The organism is Kitasatospora nipponensis (assembly GCF_039528135.1).
Classification (GTDB): Bacteria; Actinomycetota; Actinomycetes; order Streptomycetales; family Streptomycetaceae; genus Kitasatospora; species Kitasatospora nipponensis.
In genome coordinates, this window is sequence record NZ_BAAALF010000168.1 from 1 (window position 1) to 18,794 (window position 18,794).

Here is an 18,794-nt window from a genome sequence, read left to right on the forward strand (position 1 = left end):
TCCTGCGCGGAGAGCCCGGTGACGTGCGAGGCCGACGCGGAGCCGCCCGCCGGCAGCAGGGCGCCCAGGGCCCCGCCCACGACGGCGACCGCCGCCACCGCTGCGACCATCGCCGCCGTCCGGCGCGACCGCCGGTCGGCCCGCGCACGGCGTCGGCCGTGCCCCCGGCCGTGCCGCGAGCCGGCCGAGGCCGCGAGCGAGCCGGCCAGCGCGGCCAGCGCGGCCGGCGCGTCGAACACCACGGTCTCGAACTCACTGCTCATGGATCCGCCTTCGGTCCCCTGCCGGCGCGTCGGTCCGCGTCGGTCCCCCAGGAGACCGCCAGGGCGGCGACCGATAACGGAAACCGTAGTCACCGGATCCCGGACAGCGGCGCAGGCGCCGGGGCGAAAGTGACCGCCCCTCGGCGCGAAGTTCACCGAGCCGCCGCCTGCCGCTCACCGGACTCGGCGCGGACCACCCTCGGGCTCTCCTACGGTACGGGCCAAGGCGCGAGGCGCCGGCGCCGTCCCCGCGCCGGTCCCTCCCGAACCGTGTCCCACGACTCCCCCCAGCCCCTCGCTGCCCTCCCCTGCCCTTTTTCCCCTCCCTCCCCTCGCCGAGCGGAACGATCCATGCGGGTTCTCCAGTCCCCCTCCCCCGACCACACCAGCACCCCCAGCAGCACCGGCACCCCCAGCACCGACACCGCGACCCGCCCACTGCGCGCCCTCGTGATCACCGGCAGTGTCGGCGCCGGCCACAACGGCGCCGCCCGCGAGCTGGTCGAGCGGCTGAGCGCCCGCGGCGTCGAGGCCACCTACCGCGACTACCTGGACGCCCTCCCCCGGCGCTACCAGCGACTGCTGCGGGACGGCTACGCGTTCAGCGCCGGACGGGCCCCGCGCGTGTTCGACTGGCTCTTCCGCAACGAGGAGCGCGACTCGGTGGTGCGCTCGCTCACCCTGTACCTGTGCCGGCTCGCCTCCCGCGAGTTGGCCCGGTGGACCGGTGGCGAGCGGTACGACGTCGTGGTCACCACCTTCCCGTTCGCGGCCCAGAGCCTGGGCATGCTCAAGGAGAGCGGCGCCCTGACCGCGCCCGTGGTCTGCTACCTCACGGACCCAGCGCCGCACCGGCTCTGGGTGCACCCCCTGGTCGACGTCCACCTGACGGTCACGCAGGCGACGGCCACCGAGGGCAGCGCGCGCTACCGGGTGCCGATGTCCGCGGCCGGGCCGCTGGCACCCGCCGCCTTCGCCGCGCCGGTCGACCCGGCCGCCCGCCGGGCGCTGCGGGCCGAGCTCGGGGTGCCGGCGGACCAGCGGATGGCGCTGCTGACGACGGGGTCGATGGGGCTCGGCGACGTGCTGGCCGGAGTCCGCGCGCTCCGGACGGTGCCGGGCACCGTGCCCGTCGTGCTCTGCGGCCGCAACGAACAACTGCGGCGCCGGATCAGCGCGTTGTCCGGCGTGGTGGCACTGGGCTGGCGCACCGACGTGCCGGCGCTGATGGCCGCCGCCGACGTGCTGGTCCACAACGCGGGCGGTCTCTCGCTGACCGAGGCGATGGTCGCGGGCCTGCCGGCGGTCAGCTACGAGGTGCTCTCCGGGCACGGCCGCGCGAACGCCGCAACGCTGGCCGCGGCCGGGCTGGCCCCCTGGCCGCGCGACCCGGCGCGGCTGGCCCAGGCCATCGCCCGCCAGGCGGCCCGCGGCCGGGTCCACCTGCCGCCGCTGCCCGAGCACCGGCAGGCGGCCGCCGTGGTGACCGAACTGGCCCTCCGCCGGCGCGAGGAGCTCCGGACGGCAGCCGGCCACCCGCCGCGGCCCGCGCGACGCGAGCGCCCGACGGTGATCGCCGAACCGGCCGCCAACTCCGCCCGGATCTCCTGACCCGGCCGCCCCGCGGGAACCACCGCCGGGCGGCCGGCGTCTCGAGGGACACCACGTCCGTCCGCCGAGGGAGACCCCCGCTGAAGCCCCTGCTCCTCCTCGACGTCGACGGGGTGCTCAACCCCCTCGACCCGCACCCGGCAACGGAGTTCGAGGCCCACGACCTGCTGGGCTTCCGGGTCCTGCTCTCCCGGCGGCACGGCGACTGGCTGCGCGAGCTGGCCGGACCGTACGAACTCTGCTGGGCCACCACCTGGGAGGAGGACGCCAACACCCACCTCGCCCCGCTGCTCGGCCTGCCGCCCCTGCCGGTGGTCCGCTTCCGCGGGTACCGACGGCAGCCGGGCGACCCGCGGGTGCGGCTGATGGAACTGCTCTCGGGGGCCAAGTGGGCGCCGCTGCTGCGCTATGCGGACGGTCGCCCGTTCGCCTGGATCGACGACGTCATCCCGCCCCGGCTGGTCCGCAACTCCCTGGTCCGCAGCGACCGGCTCCTGCTGCCCGTCGACAGCCACCAGGGCCTCGAACGCCACCACGTCGACCGCCTCCTGGCCCGACCCCCACGCCCCAGCCGCTGGCACCGGGCCCGCCCCGGCCACCGGGAGTCCGACCCGACCGAGGTCAACCCCGCGCGAGATCCAGGTCGTTGACGGTGACGCGGACCGCCTCTTGGGTCGCCCCCGGGGGCAGCCGCAGGGCGATGGCGGCGTCGTACTCCGGGGGCACGGCCACCGCCCGCAGCGCCCAGCCGAGCGGTCCCACCGCGCCGGCCGCCGCCCCCGGAGCCCCCGCCGCGGACGCCTCGTCCACCGCCTCCGGCGTCGGATAGCCCGGCCCCAGGCCCACGTAGTCGAGGTCCAGGCCGGCTCCCAGGCCCATGCCGGTCCCCTTCAGGTAGGCCTCCTTGCGGACCCAGCAGCGCAGCGCGGCCGCCGTCCAGCGCTCCGGCGCCAGCCGTGCGACCTCCGCGAGTTCGGCCCGCTCGGCGGGGTGGAACTGCCCCGCCACGTCCGCACCGGCCTGCTTCTCGAAGGCGGCGCGGCGCTCGACGTCCGCCCCGATCGGATGGCGGGCCAGGGCGATGACGGCCAGGCCGTCCGCGTGCGAGAGTGAGAACTCCAGCGGGTGGGCGCTCGCCACCTCCGGTCGGCCGTGCAACTGGCCGCAGCCGGGGCAGGCCGCCCGGCGGAAGGGCAGCGCGTCGGCCGGCAGGCCCAGCCGCTGCCCGAGCAGGCGGCGCAGCGCCACGTGCGCGACCTGGTAGAGCGCGCGGTCCTCGGCCCGGTGGAAGCGATCGGCCCGCTGGATCTCGGCCTCGTCCAGGACGGACCGCGCCTCCTGGGCCGCGACGACGTTGCCGGGCGTCACGGCGACCCGCCAGACCTCGACCTCGACCACTTCCGGCGATCCGCCCCCGGCCGCACTGCCCCACGATTCCACCGCTGCCGACTCGGCCATCCCCGCCCTGCTTCCCCTGGGTGTCGTCCGCTGTTCGCCCGCCCCGGTCGTGCGCGCAGCAACGCCGGCTCGGACGCTCCCACCCTAGGGCCTGTCCGCGGCCGCCCGGTCAGCCGAGGGCCACCCACAGGGCCCCGAACAGCCAGCCGGCGTACCCGACGGTCAGGCCTGCCGCCATCGGCACCTGGAGAGGCAGCGCCAGGTCGACGCAGGCCCGGACAAAGCGGTACCGCCGGCTGGGCGTGGCCAGCCCCAGCCGGTGCGCGGCGTGCCGGGAGATCCGCACCCGCCCACCGTCCGCTGCGGCGTCGGCCGCCCCGAAACGGGCGGCGAGGTCCGCGACGAGCCGGCGGTCGTCGCTCAGCAGGTGAACCCCGTGGCGGTCGGTGAGCCAGAGTTCGTCGTCCCAACCGGGCCTTCCCGGACTCCGATAGCGGCGGATCCGCGCCAGCGCGGTGAGGTCGACGGTTCGGACGCCGGTCGCGGTCCGCGCGCTCACCAACTGCCCGTCGGGGCCGTGCCGCACGATCCGCGAACCGCTGTGCAGCAACGGCATCTCCAAGGCCACCAGCAGCGCGACACCGCCGGCGATCGCCGGCGCGCCGGAGCGGAGGACCCCACACCGTTCCAGCACCACGGGAACCGCTACCCCGGCTCCCACCAGCAGCGCCAGCAGCCGGTGCAGCCACCGGACGCGCCGCACGCTCAGCTCCGGGGGCACCCCGGTCGGCCCCGCCTTCACCAACAGCTTCGCCTCGCGCCGGTCCACCTGCGGCACCTGCGGCGCCGCACGGCGACCGGGCTGCGGCCGCCTTCTGCGCTGCGCCCGACTCGTCATGACCGCCCCCTGCCGACTCCGGGGGTCATGACCTGCCGGCCACGCCCCCACCGCCCTGGCCCCCGTGGCCGCGACGTCGACGATCATGATGCTCCCCCACCCGGGGCTCCGGACAGGGGGTCTCCGCCACGGCACGGGCGAGCGGCCGACCGGGCGTCAGATGCCGCTGATCGTGGTCCCCATGATCCGGACCTCGCCGTCCACGCGCGCCGCCAGGGCCGCTCGCAGGCGCGGCTCCCGGGCGGGTCCGAGCAGCCGGTAGGCCTCCTCGGGGGCCGCCCAGCGGTACTCCTCGATCTCGCTCTCCTGCAGGGCGATCGGGGTGTCGGCCGCGATGGTGCCGGCGTCGAAGATGAAGTGCACGGCGGGGTGGTCGAGTTGCTCCGAGGGGTGGGTCCAGGAGACCACCAGCAGCCGGCCGGGCTCCATGACCAGGCCGGTCTCCTCCAGCAGCTCGCGCCGGGCGCACTCGCGGGCGTCCTCGCCGAGGTCGACGGTGCCACCGGCGAACTGCCAGCCGGGGCGGTAGTTGGGCTTGAGCACCAGGACGCGGCCGGCCTCGTCCGTCAGCAGGTTGCCGGCGGCGGTGTACGAGCGGGGCAGCGAGGCCAGCCAGCGGTCACGCGGCAACAGGTCCGCCCGCTCGCCCTCCTGACCCTGCTCGCCCTCCCGGGCCCGGTCGGCTGCCTCGCCCTGTTCCTGGCCCATGGTCGACTCCTGCACGTGAGGGGTGGTCGGCTTCCCGGGAATTCAACCACGGCGCGGGGAGCCCGGGGCGGCCCCGGCCGGGCCGACCTGCGAGAGTGTCCGCCATGACGGACCAGACCCCGGCGACCGAGCTGGTCGCACCGACCCCGCCGCTCTGCGCGGACCGCGTCGAACTGCCCACGCTGGCAGCCGGCCTGCGCGCCTTCGTGCCCGCCGCCCCGGCGGACACCGCAACCAGCACCGCGGCGACCACCGAGGGACCGGTCGCGGGCGACGGCGTGGCGGTGCTGCTGCTCGACCGTCCCGAGCGCCGCAACGCCGTCACGCTCGCGATGTGGCGCGCGCTGCCGGCGGTCCTGGCCGAGCTGGCGGCGCACGCGGGGGTGCGCGCCCTGCTGGTGACCGGCGCGGCGGGCACCTTCAGCGCGGGCGCCGACATCGCCGAACTCGCCGACGTCTACGGCGACTCGGAGCGCGCGGACGCCTACCACGCGCAGAACGTCGAGGCGGAGCAGGCCCTGGCGCACTTCCCGCACCCGACCGTCGCCGTGGTGCACGGGTCCTGCGTGGGCGGCGGGTGCCAGCTGGCGGCCGCCTGCGACCTGCGGTTCGGCGCCGAGGACGCCCGGCTCGGGATCACGCCCGCCAAGCTCGGTGTGGTCTACCCGGCGGTACCGACCACCCGGCTGGCCGAGCTGGTGGGCCCGGCCCGGGCCAAGTACCTGCTCTTCTCCGGCGAGTTGGTGGACGCCCGGCGGGCCGAGCTGTTCGGCCTGCTGGACGAGGTGCACCCGGCGGATCGGCTGGACGTCCGGGCGCTGGAGTTCGCCCGGCTGCTGGCCCGGCGCTCGCCGCAGACCATCGGCGCGGCCAAGGCGGCGCTGGCGGCCGCCGACCTGCCGGCCGCCCGGGCCGCGCTCGCCCCGTGGGAGCGGCGCTCCCGGCAGGCCCCGGACGTCAGGGAGGGGCTGGCCGCCTTCCTGGAGCGCCGCGAGCCCCGCTTCTGAGCGCGCCACCCAGGGCGCACCGCCCCGGCCGGCCCCGCCCGGCCGGACGGAGTAACGCGGGGCGTGCGCCCGGCCGGGCTCTGGTGTGATGCCCTCAGGAGCAGTCCCACCCGAGTGAGGAGTTCGCGATGGCAGAGATCGGCGACACCCTGCACATCCACAGCCGCGCGGTCGGCATCAAGGACCGCGTCGGCGAGATCGTCGAGGTGCACGGTACGGACGGCGGGCCGCCCTACCTGGTGAAGTTCGAGGACGGCACGCAGAGCCTGGTCTTCCCGGGCCCGGACGGGATGGTCGAGCACCCGAAGGACGGCACCGCCTGACCCGCCCCGCCCGCCGCCCCGGCCGTCAGCCGAAGCCGACGGCCGTCAGCGGATCGGCATCCCGGAGATGGTCCGGGCGATGACCAGCCGCTGGATCTCGCTGGTCCCCTCGAAGATGGTGTAGATCGCGCTGTCGCGGTGCATCCGCTCCACGGGGTACTCCCGGGTGTAGCCGTTGCCGCCGAGCAGCTGCATCGCCTGCGACGTCACCCACTTGGCGGTCTCGCCCGCGTAGAGCTTGGACATCGACCCTTCGGCGGCGGTGAACGGCTGCTGGTTGGCGGCCATCCAGGAGGCCCGCCAGACCAGCAGGCGCGCGGCGTCGATCCGGGTGCGCATGTCGGCCAGGGTGAAGGCGACGCCCTGGTTGTCGATGATCGGGCGGCCGAACTGCACCCGGGTCCTGGCGTAGTCGAGCGCGACCTCGTAGGCGGCCCGCGCGATGCCGATGGCCTGTGCGCCGACGGCCGGGCGGGAGGCCTCGAAGGTGGCCATCGCCGCGTTCCTGCCGCCGGCGCCACCCGAACGGCCCGCTGCGGCGGTGCCGCCGGCGGCCCGCTCGCGTGCCCGGGCGAGCCGCTCGTCGAGCTTCTCCTTCCCGCCGAGCAGGCAGTGCCCGGGCACCCGAACGTCGTCCAGGACCACCTCGGCGGTGTGCGAGGCGCGGATGCCGTGCTTCTTGAACTTCTGGCCCTGCGCGAGCCCGGGCGTGCCCGGCGGCACCACGAACGAGGCCTGGCCCCGCGCGCCCAGCGCCGGGTCGACGGTGGCGACCACCACGTGCACGGCGGCGATCCCGCCGTTGGTGGCCCAGGTCTTGGTGCCGTTGAGCACCCACTCGTCCTTGGCCTGGTCGTAGACGGCCCGGGTGCGCAGCGCGGAGACGTCCGAGCCGGCGTCCGGCTCGGAGGAGCAGAACGCGGCCACCTTGACGTCGTCGGGGGTGCCGAACATCTGCGGGGCCCAGGTGCCGATCTGCTCGTCGGTGCCGTTGGCCAGCACCGCGACGGCGGCCAGCGTGGTGCCGACGATCGCCAGACCCAGGCCCGCGTCGCCCCAGAAGAGCTCCTCCATGGCGACCGGGATGCCGACGCCGGAGGGGTCGAAGTACTGCTGGGCGTAGAAGTCCAGCGAGTAGATCCCGATCTTGGCGGCCTCCTGGATGATCGGCCAGGGGGTCTCCTCGCGCTCGTCCCACTCGGCGGCGGCCGGGCGCATCACGTCGGCCGCGAAGCCGTGCAGCCAGTCGCGAACGGCGAGCTGGTCCTCGCCCAGTGCCAGCGAGAAGGGGCTCATGGGTGCCTCCAGGGGTGAAGCCGATCAAGGGTGCGCCGCTCGGGTGTTACCGGCGGTAACATCGACGGAGTCTGCTACTGATAGGTAACGGATGTCAACGAGCGCAGCACGAGGAGACGGAGGGGTCGGGTGACCGCCCTGGAGGAACCGCGCAGGGAGCAGTTGCTCAACGCCGCCGACCGGGTGGTCCGCCGCGACGGGCCGGGGGCGAGCATGAACGCCATCGCCGCCGAGGCGGGCATCACCAAGCCCATCCTGTACCGGCACTTCGGCGACCGCGGCGGACTGTTCCAGGCCCTGACGGACCGTCACACCGCAGGTCTGCTCTCGGCGGTGCGGGCCGCGCTGGCCGAGCCGCTGGAGCGCCGCGAGCGGGTCGAGCACGTGCTGGACACCTACCTGGCGGGCATCGAGGCGCGGCCGCAGATCTACCAGTTGCTCACCCACCCCGAGAGCGGCGATCCGCACGGGGTCGGCAGCGCGCTCGCACCCGCACTGCGGCAGATCGCCGAGGAGATCACCCGGGCGGTGACCGCACAGGTCGACCTCGGGCCCGACGCGCCGCTGCTCTCCGAGGCCTGGGGGCGGGCGATCACCGGCATGGTGCTGGCCGCCGGCGACTGGTGGCTGGAGGCGAAGCCGTGCCCGCGCGCCCGGATGGTGCAGGCACTGGCCGACCTGCTCTGGGGGCGGCTGGCCGCGGCCGCCCCGCTGCCCGCCGCCCCGCTGCCGAGCGCGGCGGCCGTGGCGGCCAGCGAGCCGGGCGGGCCCGTCGAGTCCGTCGAGTCCGCCGACGACCAGGCCACCACCCCGCCCACCGCCATCTCGAACGAGGCCGGGCCGGCCGGCCTGCGGGCTCCCGCCGGCCCCAAGTCGCCGTAGTGACCGGCGAGTAGCCCCTCTTGCGCCCGGCGGCGCCTTCCGGGAGCATCGGCGCTCACCCCTCCCGCCGGGCGCCCGGTCCGGCTCCGCCCTGCCCCGTGCGAGGTGCCCGTGCGCGTCCGCCGAACCGCCACCACCCCCCGACGCACCGCCGCCCTGCGCACCGTCGGCGCGCTGCTGCTGGCGACGGCGCTGTCGCTGGCCGGCGCCCCCGCCGCCGGGGCCGCACCCGATCCGGTGGCGGCCCCGGACGTCGCCCGAATCGACTTCCCCACCGGCACCAGCACCGCCCCGGACGGGCGCACGCTCCTCACCGACCCGGACGGGCGCACGCTGCAACTGCGCGGCGTCAACATCGACAAGTACGACGAGACCACCGAGGCCGACGTCCGCTCGATCGCCGCGCACGGCTTCACCCTGGTGCGGGTGGCGATCTCCTGGAACCGGCTGGAGCCGGCCCGCGACCGGTACGACGCCGCCGAACTCGCCCGTCTCCAGCAGGTCCTCGGCTGGGCCGACCGTTACCACCTGCTCGCCCTCGTCGACTTCCACCAGGACGTCTACGGGCCGCAGTTCGGCGGCGGTGACCGCGGCATCCCGCGCTGGGCCACCCGCGACGAGGGGCTGCCGTTCGTCCCGGACCCGAACGACTGGTTCGCCGGCTACTTCCAACCCGCGGTGCAGACCGCCTTCCGCCACCTCTACGACGACGCCGATCTGCGCCGCTGGCAGGCCGACTTCTACACCCACCTCGCCACCGCGCTGCGCGGCCACCGCTCGCTGCTGGGCTACGACCTGTTCAACGAGCCGTTCGGCCCCGTCGACGGCGACCCGAGCGACCCCGCCGTGCTGGCGGCCTCCTCGGCCGCGCTGGAGCAGGGCCGGCTGGCGGGGATGTACCAGCGGCTGATCCGCGCCGTGCGCTCGGTGGACCGGCGCAGTTGGCTCTTCGTGGAGCCCACCGTGCTGGTCGGCCAGGGGGTCCCCACCCAGCTGCCGGGCTTCGCCGACCCACGCCCGGGCCCGGCCCGGATCGGCTACGCGCCGCACTTCTACGACACGGCCGTGGAGAACGGCGCCGACTGGGACCCGGCCGACGGCTTCGTGGCGAACTACACCACAGCGATCACCGCCTACCCGCGTGCGCACCACCTGCCGGTGCTGGTCGGCGAGTGGGGTCCGCCGGACGCGGGCCGACCGGGCAACACCGAGCTGGTCCGCCGGCAGGTGGCCGCCATGGCGGGCTTCGCGAGCGGCTGGACCCAGTGGTACTGGTGCCAGGGGGCGGGCGGCTACTGCGTGTTGGGCCCCGACGGGCGACCGGCGCCGGGCGACGGGCCGGCCTTCGCGCCGTACCCGGTCGCGCTGGCCGGGCTGCCCCGCCGGGAGTCCTGGCAGGACGGGCACTACACCCTGGAGTTCAGCACCGGCCGCGCCGGCGAGCGGACGGCCGGCTGGAGCGAGATCGCGGCGCCGCCCGGCTCCCGCCTCACCGTGGCCGGCGCCGCGCACCCGGTCGTCGACCGCTCGGTGCCCGGCCGGCTGCGCCTGCTGCTGCCCGGCACCCGCCCCGGCACCGACGTCACGGTGACCGTCACCCCGCCACCGGCCGGCTGACCGGCGGCCACCCTCACGCGCCGCGCACGGCCGCGCACGGCCGCTCAGAGCAGGTCGGCCCGGGCGGCCTGGATCCCCGCCTGGAACCGGGTGCGCGCCCCGAAGCGGTCCATCAACTCCCGCACCCAGCGCTGCACGGTGCGGGTGGACACCCCCATCTGCCGCGCGATGCTCTCGTCGGTGAGGCCCGCCGCCAGCAGCGCCAGCAGCTGGCGGTGCCGGTCCTGCGGCAGCTCGGCGGAGTCCGGTGCGGGCATCAGCATCGCCCGCGACCAGTAGAGCTCGAAGAGGCCGGTGAGCGCGTCCAGCAGCGAGGACGGCCGGACCAGCAGCACGCTCTGCAGCTCGGTGCCGGAGCTGACCGGCAGCAGCGCCCAGCGGTCGTCCACCAGCGCCAGCTTGAGCGGCAGTTCGGGCAGCACCCGGGCCTGCTCACCGGCAGCGGTGAAGAGATGGATCTCGGCCAGCCGTTCCGGGTCGCGCAGCACCCGGCTCTCGTAGACCACGCTCATCCGCACCCCCCGGGCGAGCGCGGCGAGTTCGGTCTCCGGATCGGCCCGCCGAACGTAGGGCGGCTTGTCCAGCACCCGCAACTCGGCGCGCACGCTGAGCTGCAGGCTGCGCCACAGCTCGGCGATCGAGTCCCGTCCGGTGACGATCTCGACCAACTCGCCGGCCTCCGAGTCACTGTGGGACCGGCGGTAGGTGCGCAGCAGCTCGTTGATCCGGCCCCGGGTGCGGCGCAACTCCAACTCGCGGCGCAGCAGAAGCTCTTCCAGTGCCACGTCCGGGGAGGCCGCCCTCCACACCGTGCCGGCCTGGCAGTTGGGACGCTCCACCAGTCCGAGGTCGACCAGTGTGGTCAGCGCGGTCGCCACCCGGTCGGCGCCCAGGCCCAGCGAGGCGGCGAGTTGCGGTACGCCGAGTCCGGCGGTGGTCAACAGGTGCAGGTAGAGCAGTTCCTGGTCCGCCGTCAGGCCGAGACCCGCGAACCGTCCGGCCCACTGCTCCTGCACCGGCCACCCCCAGGAGATCCCGACAGCCGCGCGGTCTCTGCTGGCCGGTCGGCTCGTGTGAGCCGACTGTGGTCCATCCCCGGACGGAAATCAAGACTTTGATCCACTGACATGTTTCCGCCATGTCGCATTCCGGCTCCGCCCACCACCTTCCTGCAGGTCACCGTCGGGCCGCACGCTGAGCCGCATCGCCCGGCACCTCCGCTCGGCCCCACCCGGCGGAGCGCCGGCGATCCCGACCCCCCCCCACCACGCCGTTCGAGGAGTCCCCCACCATGACCCGTCCCCGTCCCGCCAAGGCCGCCCGGGCCGCGCTCGCCGCGCTGCTCGGCCTGTCCGGCGTCGCGCTGGCCGCCCCGGCCGCCACCGCGGCCCCCTCCTTCGGTCCGGCCCACTACGGCAACGGCGGCCACGCCTACAGTGGCAGCGGCGTCTGGGGCGGATACGTCTCCCAGGGCCGCAACTTCACCAGCATCACCGGCGGTTGGACGATGCCGACGGTGCACTGCAACAGCCGCAACGACCTGTTCGCCCCGTGGATCGGCATCGACGGCTACGGTTCGCAGACGGTCGAGCAGACCGGTGTCGAGGCGAGCTGCGCCAGCGGCCGTCCGGTCTACTCCGGCTGGTACGAGATGTACCCGGCCCCGCCGGTCTACTTCAGCAACCCGGTCAGCGCCGGCGACGTCTTCACCGCGAGCGTGACCACCAACGGTCGCGGCACCTACGCGCTCAAGCTGACCGACGTCACCAAGGGCTGGACCCAGAGCACCCAGAAGTCGCTCAACGCGCGCAACGTCAGCGCGGAGGCGGTGATCGAGTCGCCGAGCCAGAGCTACCCGAGCTTCAGCAGCCTCAACTTCTCCGACATCGTGGTGAACGGCCAGATCTTCGACGCCTACTACCCGCAGGCCATCGACAGCGGCCCGTACACCGAGACCGCCCTGCAGAACGGTTCGTTCTCCATCATCCCCGGCTGACCCGACCGGTCCTGGGGACCCGGCACGCCCGGTGCGCCGCGGAGCGACCCCCCGCGACGCACCGGCGCACCAGCGGCCGGGCGGCGTGACGGCATCCGCCGCCCGGCGCCCGCCCGCCTGCTCGCCCGCCGCCCCGCCTCAGCCGCCCAGCCCGCGCCGGGCCAGCAGCGGAGCGGTGTCGGGATCGCGCCCGACCACCGCGCGGAAGGTCTCCAGCGCCGGCACGCTGCCACCGCGCGAGAGCAGTTCGCGCCGGAAGATCTCGCCGCCGGCACGCACGGTGAGCCCGTTGCCGCGGAACCACTCCACGGTGTCGGCGTCCAGCACCTCGGACCAGATGTAGGCGTAGTAGCCGGCGCTGTAGTCGCTGGCGAAGACGTGACTGAAGTAGCCGGTCCGGTAGCGCGGCGGCACCGCCTCCAGGGCCAGCCCCGCCTCCTTGAGCGCCGCCGCCTCGAAGGCCTGCGCGTCCTCGATCCGGCGGCCGGCCGGCACGGTGTGCCAGGCCCAGTCCAGCAGGGCCGCGGCCAGGTACTCCACCGTCCTGCAGCCCTGGCCGAAGTTCTCCGCGCGCGCGAGCCGCTCCACCAGCTCGGCCGGCAGCGGCTCGCCGCTCTGGTGGTGGCGGGCGTAGTTCGCGCGCACCTCGGGCCAGGTCGCCCACATCTCGTTGACCTGCGAGGGGAACTCGACGAAGTCGCGCGGCACCTGGGTGCCCGCCAGCGAGGGGTAGCGGACGTCCGAGAAGAGCCCGTGCAGCGCGTGCCCGAACTCGTGGAAGAGGGTGCGGACCTCGTCCAGGCTGAGCAGCACCGGCTCGCCGGGCGCCGGCTTGGCGATGTTGAGGTTGTTGTAGATCACCGGCCGGCGCTCGAAGAGCCCGCACTGCGGGACCATCTCGTCCATCCAGGCGCCACCGCGCTTGGAGGAGCGTGCGAAGAAGTCGCCCAGGAAGAGGCCCAGCGGGCTGCCGTCCTCCTCGAAGACCTCGAAGACCCGGGTGTCGGGGTGGTAGCCGACCAGGTCGGGGCGCTCGGTGAAGCTCAGCCCGTAGACCAGGCCCGCGGCGTGGAAGACCCCGTCGTGCAGCACCCGTTCGAGCTCGAAGTACGGGCGCAGCTCGGCGGTGTCCAGGTCGTACTCGGCCTTGCGGACCTGCTCCTGGTAGTACGCCAGGTCGTGCGGGCCGAAGTCGCCGACGCCGTCGGCCTCGGCGGCCGCGACCAGCCGGGCCAGCTCGCGCTCGGCGTTGGCCACCGCGGGCGCCACCAGCCGGCCCAGCAGGCCGTCCACCGCCTCCACCGTGCCGGCCGTCTCGTCGGCCACCACGTAGGCGGCGTGGTTCGGGTAGCCGAAGATCGCGGCCCGCTCGGCGCGCAGCGCGGACAGCTCGGCGGCCAGCTCGCCGCCGCGCTGCGCGCCGCGGTTCAGCGAGGCGTCCAGCAGCCGCTTGCGCACCTGACGGTCGGTCAGCACCGCGAGGGCCGGCTGGATGGAGAAGTTCTGCAGGCTCAGCACGTAGCCGCCCGGATGGCCCAGCTCCCGGGCGTTCTGCGCGGCGGCCTCCACCGCGTCCGGCGACAGCCCGGCCAGCTCCGCCTCGTCCTGCAGCACCAGCGCGGCGGCCGCGTTGGCCTTGAACGCGTTCTCCTGGAACTCGGTGGAGGCCGCCGCGATCCGCGCGTTCAGCTCGCGCAGGCGCTGCTGCTCGGCCTGCGAGAGCCGGGCGCCGGCCCGGACGAAGCGGGTGTGGTGGCGCTCCAGCAGGCGCAGCGACTCGGCGTCCAGGTCGAGTTCGGCGCGCCGGGCGTGCACCGCGTCGATTCGCGCGAAGAGCGCGCGGTCCAGGTGGATCGCGTCGCTGTGGGCGGCCAGCCTGGGCCGGAACTCGGCGTCCAGTGCCTGGACGGCCTCGTTGGTGACGGCGGACGTCTGGTTGTCGAAGACCGCCAGGACCCGCGCGAGCAGGGTGCCGCTGCGCTCCAGGGCGACCAGGGTGTTCTCGAAGTCCGCCGGAGCGGGGTCGGCGGTGATCCGTGCGATCTCGGCCAGCTGTTCGGCCATGCCCTGGTCGAGGGCCGGTCGGTAGTGCTCTTCGCGGATCTCGGCGAAGGGCGGGAGCTGGTAGGGCAGCGGGCTCGGAGCAAGGAAGGGATTGTCCGTCATCCCGCAGACCCTACGCGCCGTCAGCCGCTCCGCACGAGATGCTCTCGCACTCCCCCGCACGGCCCCGCGCCGCCCCCTGCGGCGCCGACGGGAAGCGTGCGCCGGTCCGGCGGGCCGGGCGCCGGCCGCCCCGGGCTACCCTTGCCTTACGGCGTAAGAAGATCGGCGAGTGGAGCGGACCGTGGCGGGCACGCGGACGAGGAGTACGACCCGGGCGGGGCTGACCCGGCCCAAGGTGCTGGCGGCCGCGCTGGAGCTGGTGGACCGGGAGGGCGTCGAGAGGCTCTCGATGCGCCGGCTGGGGTCCGCCCTCGGCGTGGAGGCGATGACCCTCTACCACTACCTGCCCAACAAGGCCGCGCTGCTGGACGGTCTGGTCGAACTGGTGGTCTCCGCCGTGCGCCCCGGGGAGCCGAGCGGACCGCCCCCCGGCTGGCAGGAGGGGCTGCGCGCCTTCGCCACCGCGCTCCGGGCCGAACTGCTGCGCCACCCCGCGGTGATCCCGCTGGTGGCCACCCGCCCGGTGCACTCGGCGGCGGCGCTCGCCGTGGTGGAGGAGACCGCGCAGAGGCTGGTCCGGGCCGGCTTCACCCCGCTGCTCGCGCTGCGCCTGGTCAACGCGGTGGCCACCACCGTCACCGGCCACTGCCTGGCGGAGGCCGCGAGCACCCCGGTTCACCCCGAGGAGAGCGCCGGGCCCGCCCCCGACCTGACCGGCCTGCCGGTACTCGGCGCCGCCGCCGCAGCGGGCCTGGGCACCCCCGAGGACCACCAGGCCCGCTTCGCCCTGCTGCTGGACGCGCTGCTCGACGGCCTGACCGGGCACTGTCGGAGCGAGGAGCTACCGTCGCCCTGACACCCACAACCGACACCCACGGCACACACCGACAAACACCGACACCGACAGCCGACCACCCCTCCCGCACGGCCGGCGCAGCGCAAGGAGACCGCCATGGCGCCGACCACCGCCGCCCGGGTCGCCCTGGTCCCCCACCCGCAGGGCCGCGGTGGCCGCCTGCAGCGCCTCACCGAGGACGGCACGCCGCTCGGCGCCCCGCTGCCCGCCACCGACCTGGCCGCCGCGGTCGCCGACCTGGAGGCCGCCGAACACCCGCGCTGGGTCTGGGCCGCCGCCGAGTCCGGCTACGCACCGCTGCTCCCCCGGCTGCCGCAGAGGCTCGGCCGCTGCCACGACCTGCGCCTGGTGGAGGCCCTGCTGCTGGCCCACGAGGGCCGCTTCGGCCACCCCCGCTCGCTCGGTGCGGCCTGGGCCCGGCTGCGCGGCCTGCCGGTCCCCGCCGACCTGCCGGAGGGCGGCGGCGCCGAGCAGGACACCCTCTTCGCCCCCGACCGGCTGCAACTGCCCCCCGACACCGACCCGCTGACCGCCGTGCTGGCCGTGCACGCCGAGCAGCAGCGGCGGCTGGCCGCGGTCCCCGAGGCCCACGGCGCCCGGGCCCGGCCGCGGTTGCTGGCGGCCGCCGAGTCGGCCGGCGCGCTGGCCGCCACCGAGGCACCCCACGACGGCCTGCCCTGGCGCGCCGAGGTGCACGACGCCCTGCTCACCGAGTTGCTCGGCCCGCGCCCGCACATCCCGGGCACCCAGCCCGCCCGCCTCGCCGAGGCCGCCGTCCGCCTCCAGCAGGCGCTCGGCGGCAAGCCGTTCAACCCCGACTCACCCACCCAGGTGCTGCGTGCCTTCGCCGAGCAGGGCATCCGGCTCACCACCACCCGCAGCTGGGAGCTGAAGGAGCTGGACCACCCGGCCGGCGAGCTGATGATCCGCTACAAGGAGCTGGCCCGGATCCACGCCGCCCACGGCTGGGCCTGGCAGGACGCCTGGGCCCGCGGCGGCCGCTTCCGCCCCGAGTACGTGGTCGGCGGCGTGGTCTCCGGGCGCTGGGCCAGCCGCGGCGGCGGCGCGCTGCAGATCCCCCGGATCCTGCGCCGCGCCGTGGTCGCCGACCCGGGCTGGCTGCTGGTGGTCGCCGACGCCGCCCAGTTGGAGCCCCGGGTGCTGGCCGCTCTCTCCGGCGACACCGGGCTGGCCCGCACGGCGGCCGGCGGCGACCTCTACGAGGCGCTGGCCGCCACCGCCTTCCAGGGCGACCGGGACAAGGCCAAGCTCGGCCTGCTCGGCGCGATGTACGGCCAGACCAGCGGCGACATCGGCCCGCTGCTGGCCACCCTGCGCCAGCGCTACCCCACCGCGATGGGCTACGTCGAGGCCGCCGCCCGGGTCGGCGAGGAGGGCGGGATCGTGCACTCCCGGCTGGGCCGGCCCTGCCCGCCGCCCCAGGACGCCTGGCTGGACCTCGCCGAGGGCGCCGCCGCCGCGGGCACGGACCCCGCCGAACCGGGCGGCCGCTCGATGCGCGCCCGCGGCCGCTTCACCCGCAACTTCGTGATCCAGGCCAGCGCCGCCGACTGGGCGCTGGCCCTGCTGGCCGCGCTGCGACGGCGGCTGCTCGCCCTGCCGGCCGCCCCCGCCGACCGTCCGCACCTGGTCTTCTTCCAGCACGACGAGGTCGTGGTGCACACCCCCGCCAACCTGGCCGACCAGGTGGCCGCCGCGGTGGCCGAGTCCGCCGAGGAGGCCCGCCGGCTGGTCTTCGGCGACACCCCGGTGCGGTTCCCGATGAGCACCGCCGTGGTGGAGAGCTACGCCGACGCCAAGTGAGCCACCGGCGAGCGGCCGACCGGCCACCGGCCGGCCGCTCAGAACTTCCGGCTCTGCCAGGCCTCCTGCGCACTGCGGCAGACCTCCGCCAGCGCGGCCCCGGTCGAGGCGGTGACCACCGCGGCCACCGCGCCCTCCACGAACGGGGCGTCCACCAGCACGACGTCCGCGCGCGCCAGGTCCGCCAGCACCGTCCGCGCGGTCAGCACCGAGCTGCCCAGGTCCGGCAGCAGCACGACGCCCGCGCCGCCGTCCACCTCCCGCACGGCCCGCTCGATCAGCTCGTAGCCGGTGCCGATGCCGCCGTCCGCGCTCCCCGCGGCGACCGCCACCGCCACGCCCCCGCCGCCCAGTTGCTCCACCAGCTCGCGCAGCCCCGCGCCGAGCAGCGGGCTGTGCGACACCAGCACGATCCCCACCGAGGCCCTCATGACTCCGAGCCTAACCACGACCGCCCTCGCCCACGACCGCGCCGCCACGCCGGACCCGCGCCGCCGGACCCGCGCCGCCACGCCAGCCCCGGCAGAAACGAGGAGTCCCCGTGCCCCGGTGGCGTAGGTTCGGCATCGGCCCGTCCGACCGCCCCCAGGGGAGACGCCGCGTGAAGAAGCTCATCAACGACCCCGCCACCGTGCTCGCCGACCTGCTCGCCGGAATCGCCGCCGCCCACCCCGAGTTGGCGGTGGACACCGAGCACCGGCTGATCCTGCGGGCGGCCGGCTCGCGCCCCGGCAAGGTGGCCCTGATCTCCGGCGGCGGCTCCGGGCACGAGCCGCTGCATGCCGGCTTCGTGGGCCCCGGCATGCTGGACGCGGCCTGCCCGGGCGAGGTGTTCACCTCCCCGGTGCCCGACCAGGTGCTCGCCGCGATCCGGGCCACCGACAGCGGCGCGGGCGTCGTCCTGGTGGTGAAGAACTACACCGGGGACGTGCTCAACTTCCAGCTCGCGGCCGAGCTGGCCGCCGAGCAGGGCCACCAGGTCCGCACCGTGCTGGTGAACGACGACGTCGCGGTCGAGGACTCCACCTTCACCGCCGGTCGGCGCGGCACCGGCGCCACCGTGGTGGTCGAGAAGGTGGCCGGCGCGCTGGCCGAGCGCGGCGCGAGCGCGGTCGAGGTCGCCTCGGTCGGCGAGCGCGCCAACGCCGCCTCCCGCTCCTTCGCGATCGCGCTGAGCGCCGCCACCGTGCCGGCCGTCGGCCGGCCCGGCTTCGACCTGCCGGCCGACCGGATCGAGGCGGGCGTCGGCATCCACGGCGAGCCGGGCCGCCGCCGCGAGGCGCTGCGCCCGGCCCGCGAGCTGGCCGCCGAGGTGGTGGACACCGTGCTGGCCGAGCACCCGCTGCGCGCCGGCGACCAGGCGATCGCGCTGGTCAACGGCCTGGGGGCGACCCCGCTGATGGAGCTGTACGTCGTCTTCGGCGCGGTGGCCGCCCGGCTGGCCGAGCACGGCATCACGATCGCCCGCAGCCTGGTCGGCAACTACGTGACCAGCCTGGACATGGCGGGCTTCTCGCTCACCCTGACCCGGGCCGACCCCGAGCTGCTGGAGCTCTGGGACGCCCCGGCGGACACCCCCGTCCTGCGCCGCCCCTGAACACACCGGCCCCGAGAACCGGGGGCCCGCAGCCCCACCGCACGCCCCGCGAGCCCCGTGGAGGAGACCCCGCATGCAGTCCGACGTCGACCTCGCCTTCACCCTGCGCTGGCTGCGCGCCGCAGCCGACGCGGTCGAGCGGCACCACGAGGAGCTCACCGAGCTGGACACCGCGATCGGCGACGGCGACCACGGCAGCAACCTGCGCCGCGGCTTCGCCGCCGTCGGCGCCGCGCTGGCGCAGCTGCCGCCCGACAGCTCCGGCGCCGCCGCGCTCAGCCAGGCCGGCAACACGCTGATCACCTCCGTCGGCGGCGCCAGCGGCCCGCTCTACGGCAGTGCGCTGCGGGCC

The 18,794-nt window shown here is 75.6% G+C and carries 18 protein-coding genes and 1 pseudogene; 11 read left to right on the top strand and 8 right to left on the bottom strand.

Annotated features, from left to right (window positions below):
• A partial coding sequence (locus ABD323_RS31815) for a hypothetical protein (RefSeq protein ID WP_425556227.1) occupies positions 1-263 on the bottom strand: 263 nt, incomplete at its 3' end.
• A 351-nt stretch (positions 264-614) separates the two neighbouring features.
• Here ABD323_RS31815 and ABD323_RS31820 point away from each other — a divergent pair.
• Together ABD323_RS31820 and ABD323_RS31825 are read left to right on the top strand one after the other, a co-directional pair.
• The gene (locus ABD323_RS31820; RefSeq protein ID WP_344445510.1) at positions 615-1,874 is read left to right on the top strand and encodes a glycosyltransferase; all 1,260 of its coding nucleotides are present in this window, start codon (positions 615-617) and stop codon (positions 1,872-1,874) included.
• 89 nt (positions 1,875-1,963) lie between these two features.
• A complete protein-coding gene (locus tag ABD323_RS31825; RefSeq protein WP_344445526.1) occupies positions 1,964-2,524 on the top strand; it encodes an HAD domain-containing protein in 561 nt (186 codons plus the stop codon).
• On the opposite strand, the gene ABD323_RS31830 is transcribed toward ABD323_RS31825, so the two are convergent.
• From ABD323_RS31830 to ABD323_RS31840, 3 genes are all read right to left on the bottom strand, one after another.
• Positions 2,496-3,332, bottom strand: coding sequence for a 4'-phosphopantetheinyl transferase family protein (locus tag ABD323_RS31830; RefSeq protein WP_344445511.1), 837 nt, complete (start codon positions 3,330-3,332; stop codon positions 2,496-2,498). The two genes, ABD323_RS31825 and ABD323_RS31830, sit on opposite strands and share 29 nt — an antisense overlap.
• Before the next feature lie 109 nt (positions 3,333-3,441).
• Complete coding sequence (locus ABD323_RS31835) at positions 3,442-4,170, bottom strand: hypothetical protein (RefSeq protein ID WP_344445512.1); 729 nt, start codon at positions 4,168-4,170, stop codon at positions 3,442-3,444.
• 156 nt (positions 4,171-4,326) lie between these two features.
• A complete protein-coding gene (locus ABD323_RS31840) occupies positions 4,327-4,878 on the bottom strand; it encodes an NUDIX domain-containing protein (protein WP_344445513.1) in 552 nt (183 codons plus the stop codon).
• A 104-nt stretch (positions 4,879-4,982) separates the two neighbouring features.
• Between ABD323_RS31840 and ABD323_RS31845 the strand changes: the two genes are divergently transcribed.
• Positions 4,983-5,885 (top strand): enoyl-CoA hydratase/isomerase family protein, encoded by a 903-nt coding sequence (locus ABD323_RS31845; protein WP_344445514.1) that lies wholly within the window; start codon positions 4,983-4,985, stop codon positions 5,883-5,885.
• Between the two features lie 128 nt (positions 5,886-6,013).
• Complete coding sequence (locus ABD323_RS31850; protein ID WP_344445515.1) at positions 6,014-6,208, top strand: DUF1918 domain-containing protein; 195 nt, start codon at positions 6,014-6,016, stop codon at positions 6,206-6,208.
• Positions 6,209-6,253: 45 nt separating this feature from the next.
• On the opposite strand, the gene ABD323_RS31855 is transcribed toward ABD323_RS31850, so the two are convergent.
• Positions 6,254-7,504 carry an acyl-CoA dehydrogenase family protein gene (locus ABD323_RS31855; protein WP_344445516.1) on the bottom strand — a complete coding sequence of 417 codons (1,251 nt, stop codon included), beginning with the start codon at positions 7,502-7,504 and terminating at the stop codon, positions 6,254-6,256.
• Positions 7,505-7,633: 129 nt separating this feature from the next.
• On the opposite strand from ABD323_RS31855, the pseudogene ABD323_RS31860 reads away from it, so the two are divergent.
• A pseudogene (locus ABD323_RS31860) lies at positions 7,634-8,230 on the top strand (TetR family transcriptional regulator); the annotation flags it as partial.
• Positions 8,231-8,497: 267 nt separating this feature from the next.
• Positions 8,498-10,003 carry a glycoside hydrolase family 5 protein gene (locus ABD323_RS31865; protein WP_344445517.1) on the top strand — a complete coding sequence of 502 codons (1,506 nt, stop codon included), beginning with the start codon at positions 8,498-8,500 and terminating at the stop codon, positions 10,001-10,003.
• A gap of 44 nt (positions 10,004-10,047) precedes the next feature.
• Here ABD323_RS31865 and ABD323_RS31870 read toward each other — a convergent pair whose 3' ends face one another.
• Positions 10,048-11,019, bottom strand: a complete 972-nt coding sequence (locus ABD323_RS31870; protein WP_344445518.1) for a LuxR C-terminal-related transcriptional regulator — start codon at positions 11,017-11,019, stop codon at positions 10,048-10,050.
• 275 nt (positions 11,020-11,294) lie between these two features.
• Here ABD323_RS31870 and ABD323_RS31875 point away from each other — a divergent pair, with 275 nt between their 5' ends.
• Positions 11,295-11,999 carry a G1 family glutamic endopeptidase gene (locus ABD323_RS31875; RefSeq protein WP_344445519.1) on the top strand — a complete coding sequence of 235 codons (705 nt, stop codon included), beginning with the start codon at positions 11,295-11,297 and terminating at the stop codon, positions 11,997-11,999.
• Between the two features lie 138 nt (positions 12,000-12,137).
• On the opposite strand, the gene ABD323_RS31880 is transcribed toward ABD323_RS31875, so the two are convergent.
• Entirely contained in the window at positions 12,138-14,165 is a 2,028-nt protein-coding gene (locus tag ABD323_RS31880) for a M3 family metallopeptidase (RefSeq protein ID WP_344445520.1), read from the bottom strand.
• Positions 14,166-14,346: 181 nt separating this feature from the next.
• Between ABD323_RS31880 and ABD323_RS31885 the strand changes: the two genes are divergently transcribed.
• Together ABD323_RS31885 and ABD323_RS31890 are read left to right on the top strand one after the other, a co-directional pair.
• Positions 14,347-15,021 carry a TetR/AcrR family transcriptional regulator C-terminal domain-containing protein gene (locus ABD323_RS31885; RefSeq protein WP_344445521.1) on the top strand — a complete coding sequence of 225 codons (675 nt, stop codon included), beginning with the start codon at positions 14,347-14,349 and terminating at the stop codon, positions 15,019-15,021.
• Positions 15,022-15,117: 96 nt separating this feature from the next.
• Complete coding sequence (locus ABD323_RS31890; protein ID WP_344445522.1) at positions 15,118-16,845, top strand: bifunctional 3'-5' exonuclease/DNA polymerase; 1,728 nt, start codon at positions 15,118-15,120, stop codon at positions 16,843-16,845.
• 38 nt (positions 16,846-16,883) lie between these two features.
• Here ABD323_RS31890 and dhaM read toward each other — a convergent pair whose 3' ends face one another.
• Complete coding sequence (gene dhaM / locus ABD323_RS31895) at positions 16,884-17,276, bottom strand: dihydroxyacetone kinase phosphoryl donor subunit DhaM (protein WP_344445523.1); 393 nt, start codon at positions 17,274-17,276, stop codon at positions 16,884-16,886.
• A gap of 170 nt (positions 17,277-17,446) precedes the next feature.
• Between dhaM and dhaK the strand changes: the two genes are divergently transcribed.
• Together dhaK and ABD323_RS31905 are read left to right on the top strand one after the other, a co-directional pair.
• Positions 17,447-18,442 (top strand): dihydroxyacetone kinase subunit DhaK, encoded by a 996-nt coding sequence (gene dhaK / locus ABD323_RS31900; RefSeq protein WP_344445524.1) that lies wholly within the window; start codon positions 17,447-17,449, stop codon positions 18,440-18,442.
• Positions 18,443-18,515: 73 nt separating this feature from the next.
• A partial coding sequence (locus ABD323_RS31905) for a DAK2 domain-containing protein (protein ID WP_344445525.1) occupies positions 18,516-18,794 on the top strand: 279 nt, incomplete at its 3' end.

What these genes read in the sequence shown, in the direction of transcription:
- ABD323_RS31820 (WP_344445510.1), top strand. Translation starts at nt 615, where the DNA reads ATGCGGGTTCTCCAGTCCCCCTCCCCCGACCACACCAGCACCCCCAGC.
- ABD323_RS31830 (WP_344445511.1), bottom strand. Translation starts at nt 3,332, where the DNA reads ATGGCCGAGTCGGCAGCGGTGGAATCGTGGGGCAGTGCGGCCGGGGGC.
- ABD323_RS31835 (WP_344445512.1), bottom strand. Translation starts at nt 4,170, where the DNA reads ATGACGAGTCGGGCGCAGCGCAGAAGGCGGCCGCAGCCCGGTCGCCGT.
- ABD323_RS31840 (WP_344445513.1), bottom strand. Translation starts at nt 4,878, where the DNA reads ATGGGCCAGGAACAGGGCGAGGCAGCCGACCGGGCCCGGGAGGGCGAG.
- ABD323_RS31845 (WP_344445514.1), top strand. Translation starts at nt 4,983, where the DNA reads ATGACGGACCAGACCCCGGCGACCGAGCTGGTCGCACCGACCCCGCCG.
- ABD323_RS31850 (WP_344445515.1), top strand. Translation starts at nt 6,014, where the DNA reads ATGGCAGAGATCGGCGACACCCTGCACATCCACAGCCGCGCGGTCGGC.
- ABD323_RS31855 (WP_344445516.1), bottom strand. Translation starts at nt 7,504, where the DNA reads ATGAGCCCCTTCTCGCTGGCACTGGGCGAGGACCAGCTCGCCGTTCGC.
- ABD323_RS31875 (WP_344445519.1), top strand. Translation starts at nt 11,295, where the DNA reads ATGACCCGTCCCCGTCCCGCCAAGGCCGCCCGGGCCGCGCTCGCCGCG.
- ABD323_RS31880 (WP_344445520.1), bottom strand. Translation starts at nt 14,165, where the DNA reads ATGACGGACAATCCCTTCCTTGCTCCGAGCCCGCTGCCCTACCAGCTC.
- ABD323_RS31890 (WP_344445522.1), top strand. Translation starts at nt 15,118, where the DNA reads ATGGCGCCGACCACCGCCGCCCGGGTCGCCCTGGTCCCCCACCCGCAG.
- dhaM (WP_344445523.1), bottom strand. Translation starts at nt 17,276, where the DNA reads ATGAGGGCCTCGGTGGGGATCGTGCTGGTGTCGCACAGCCCGCTGCTC.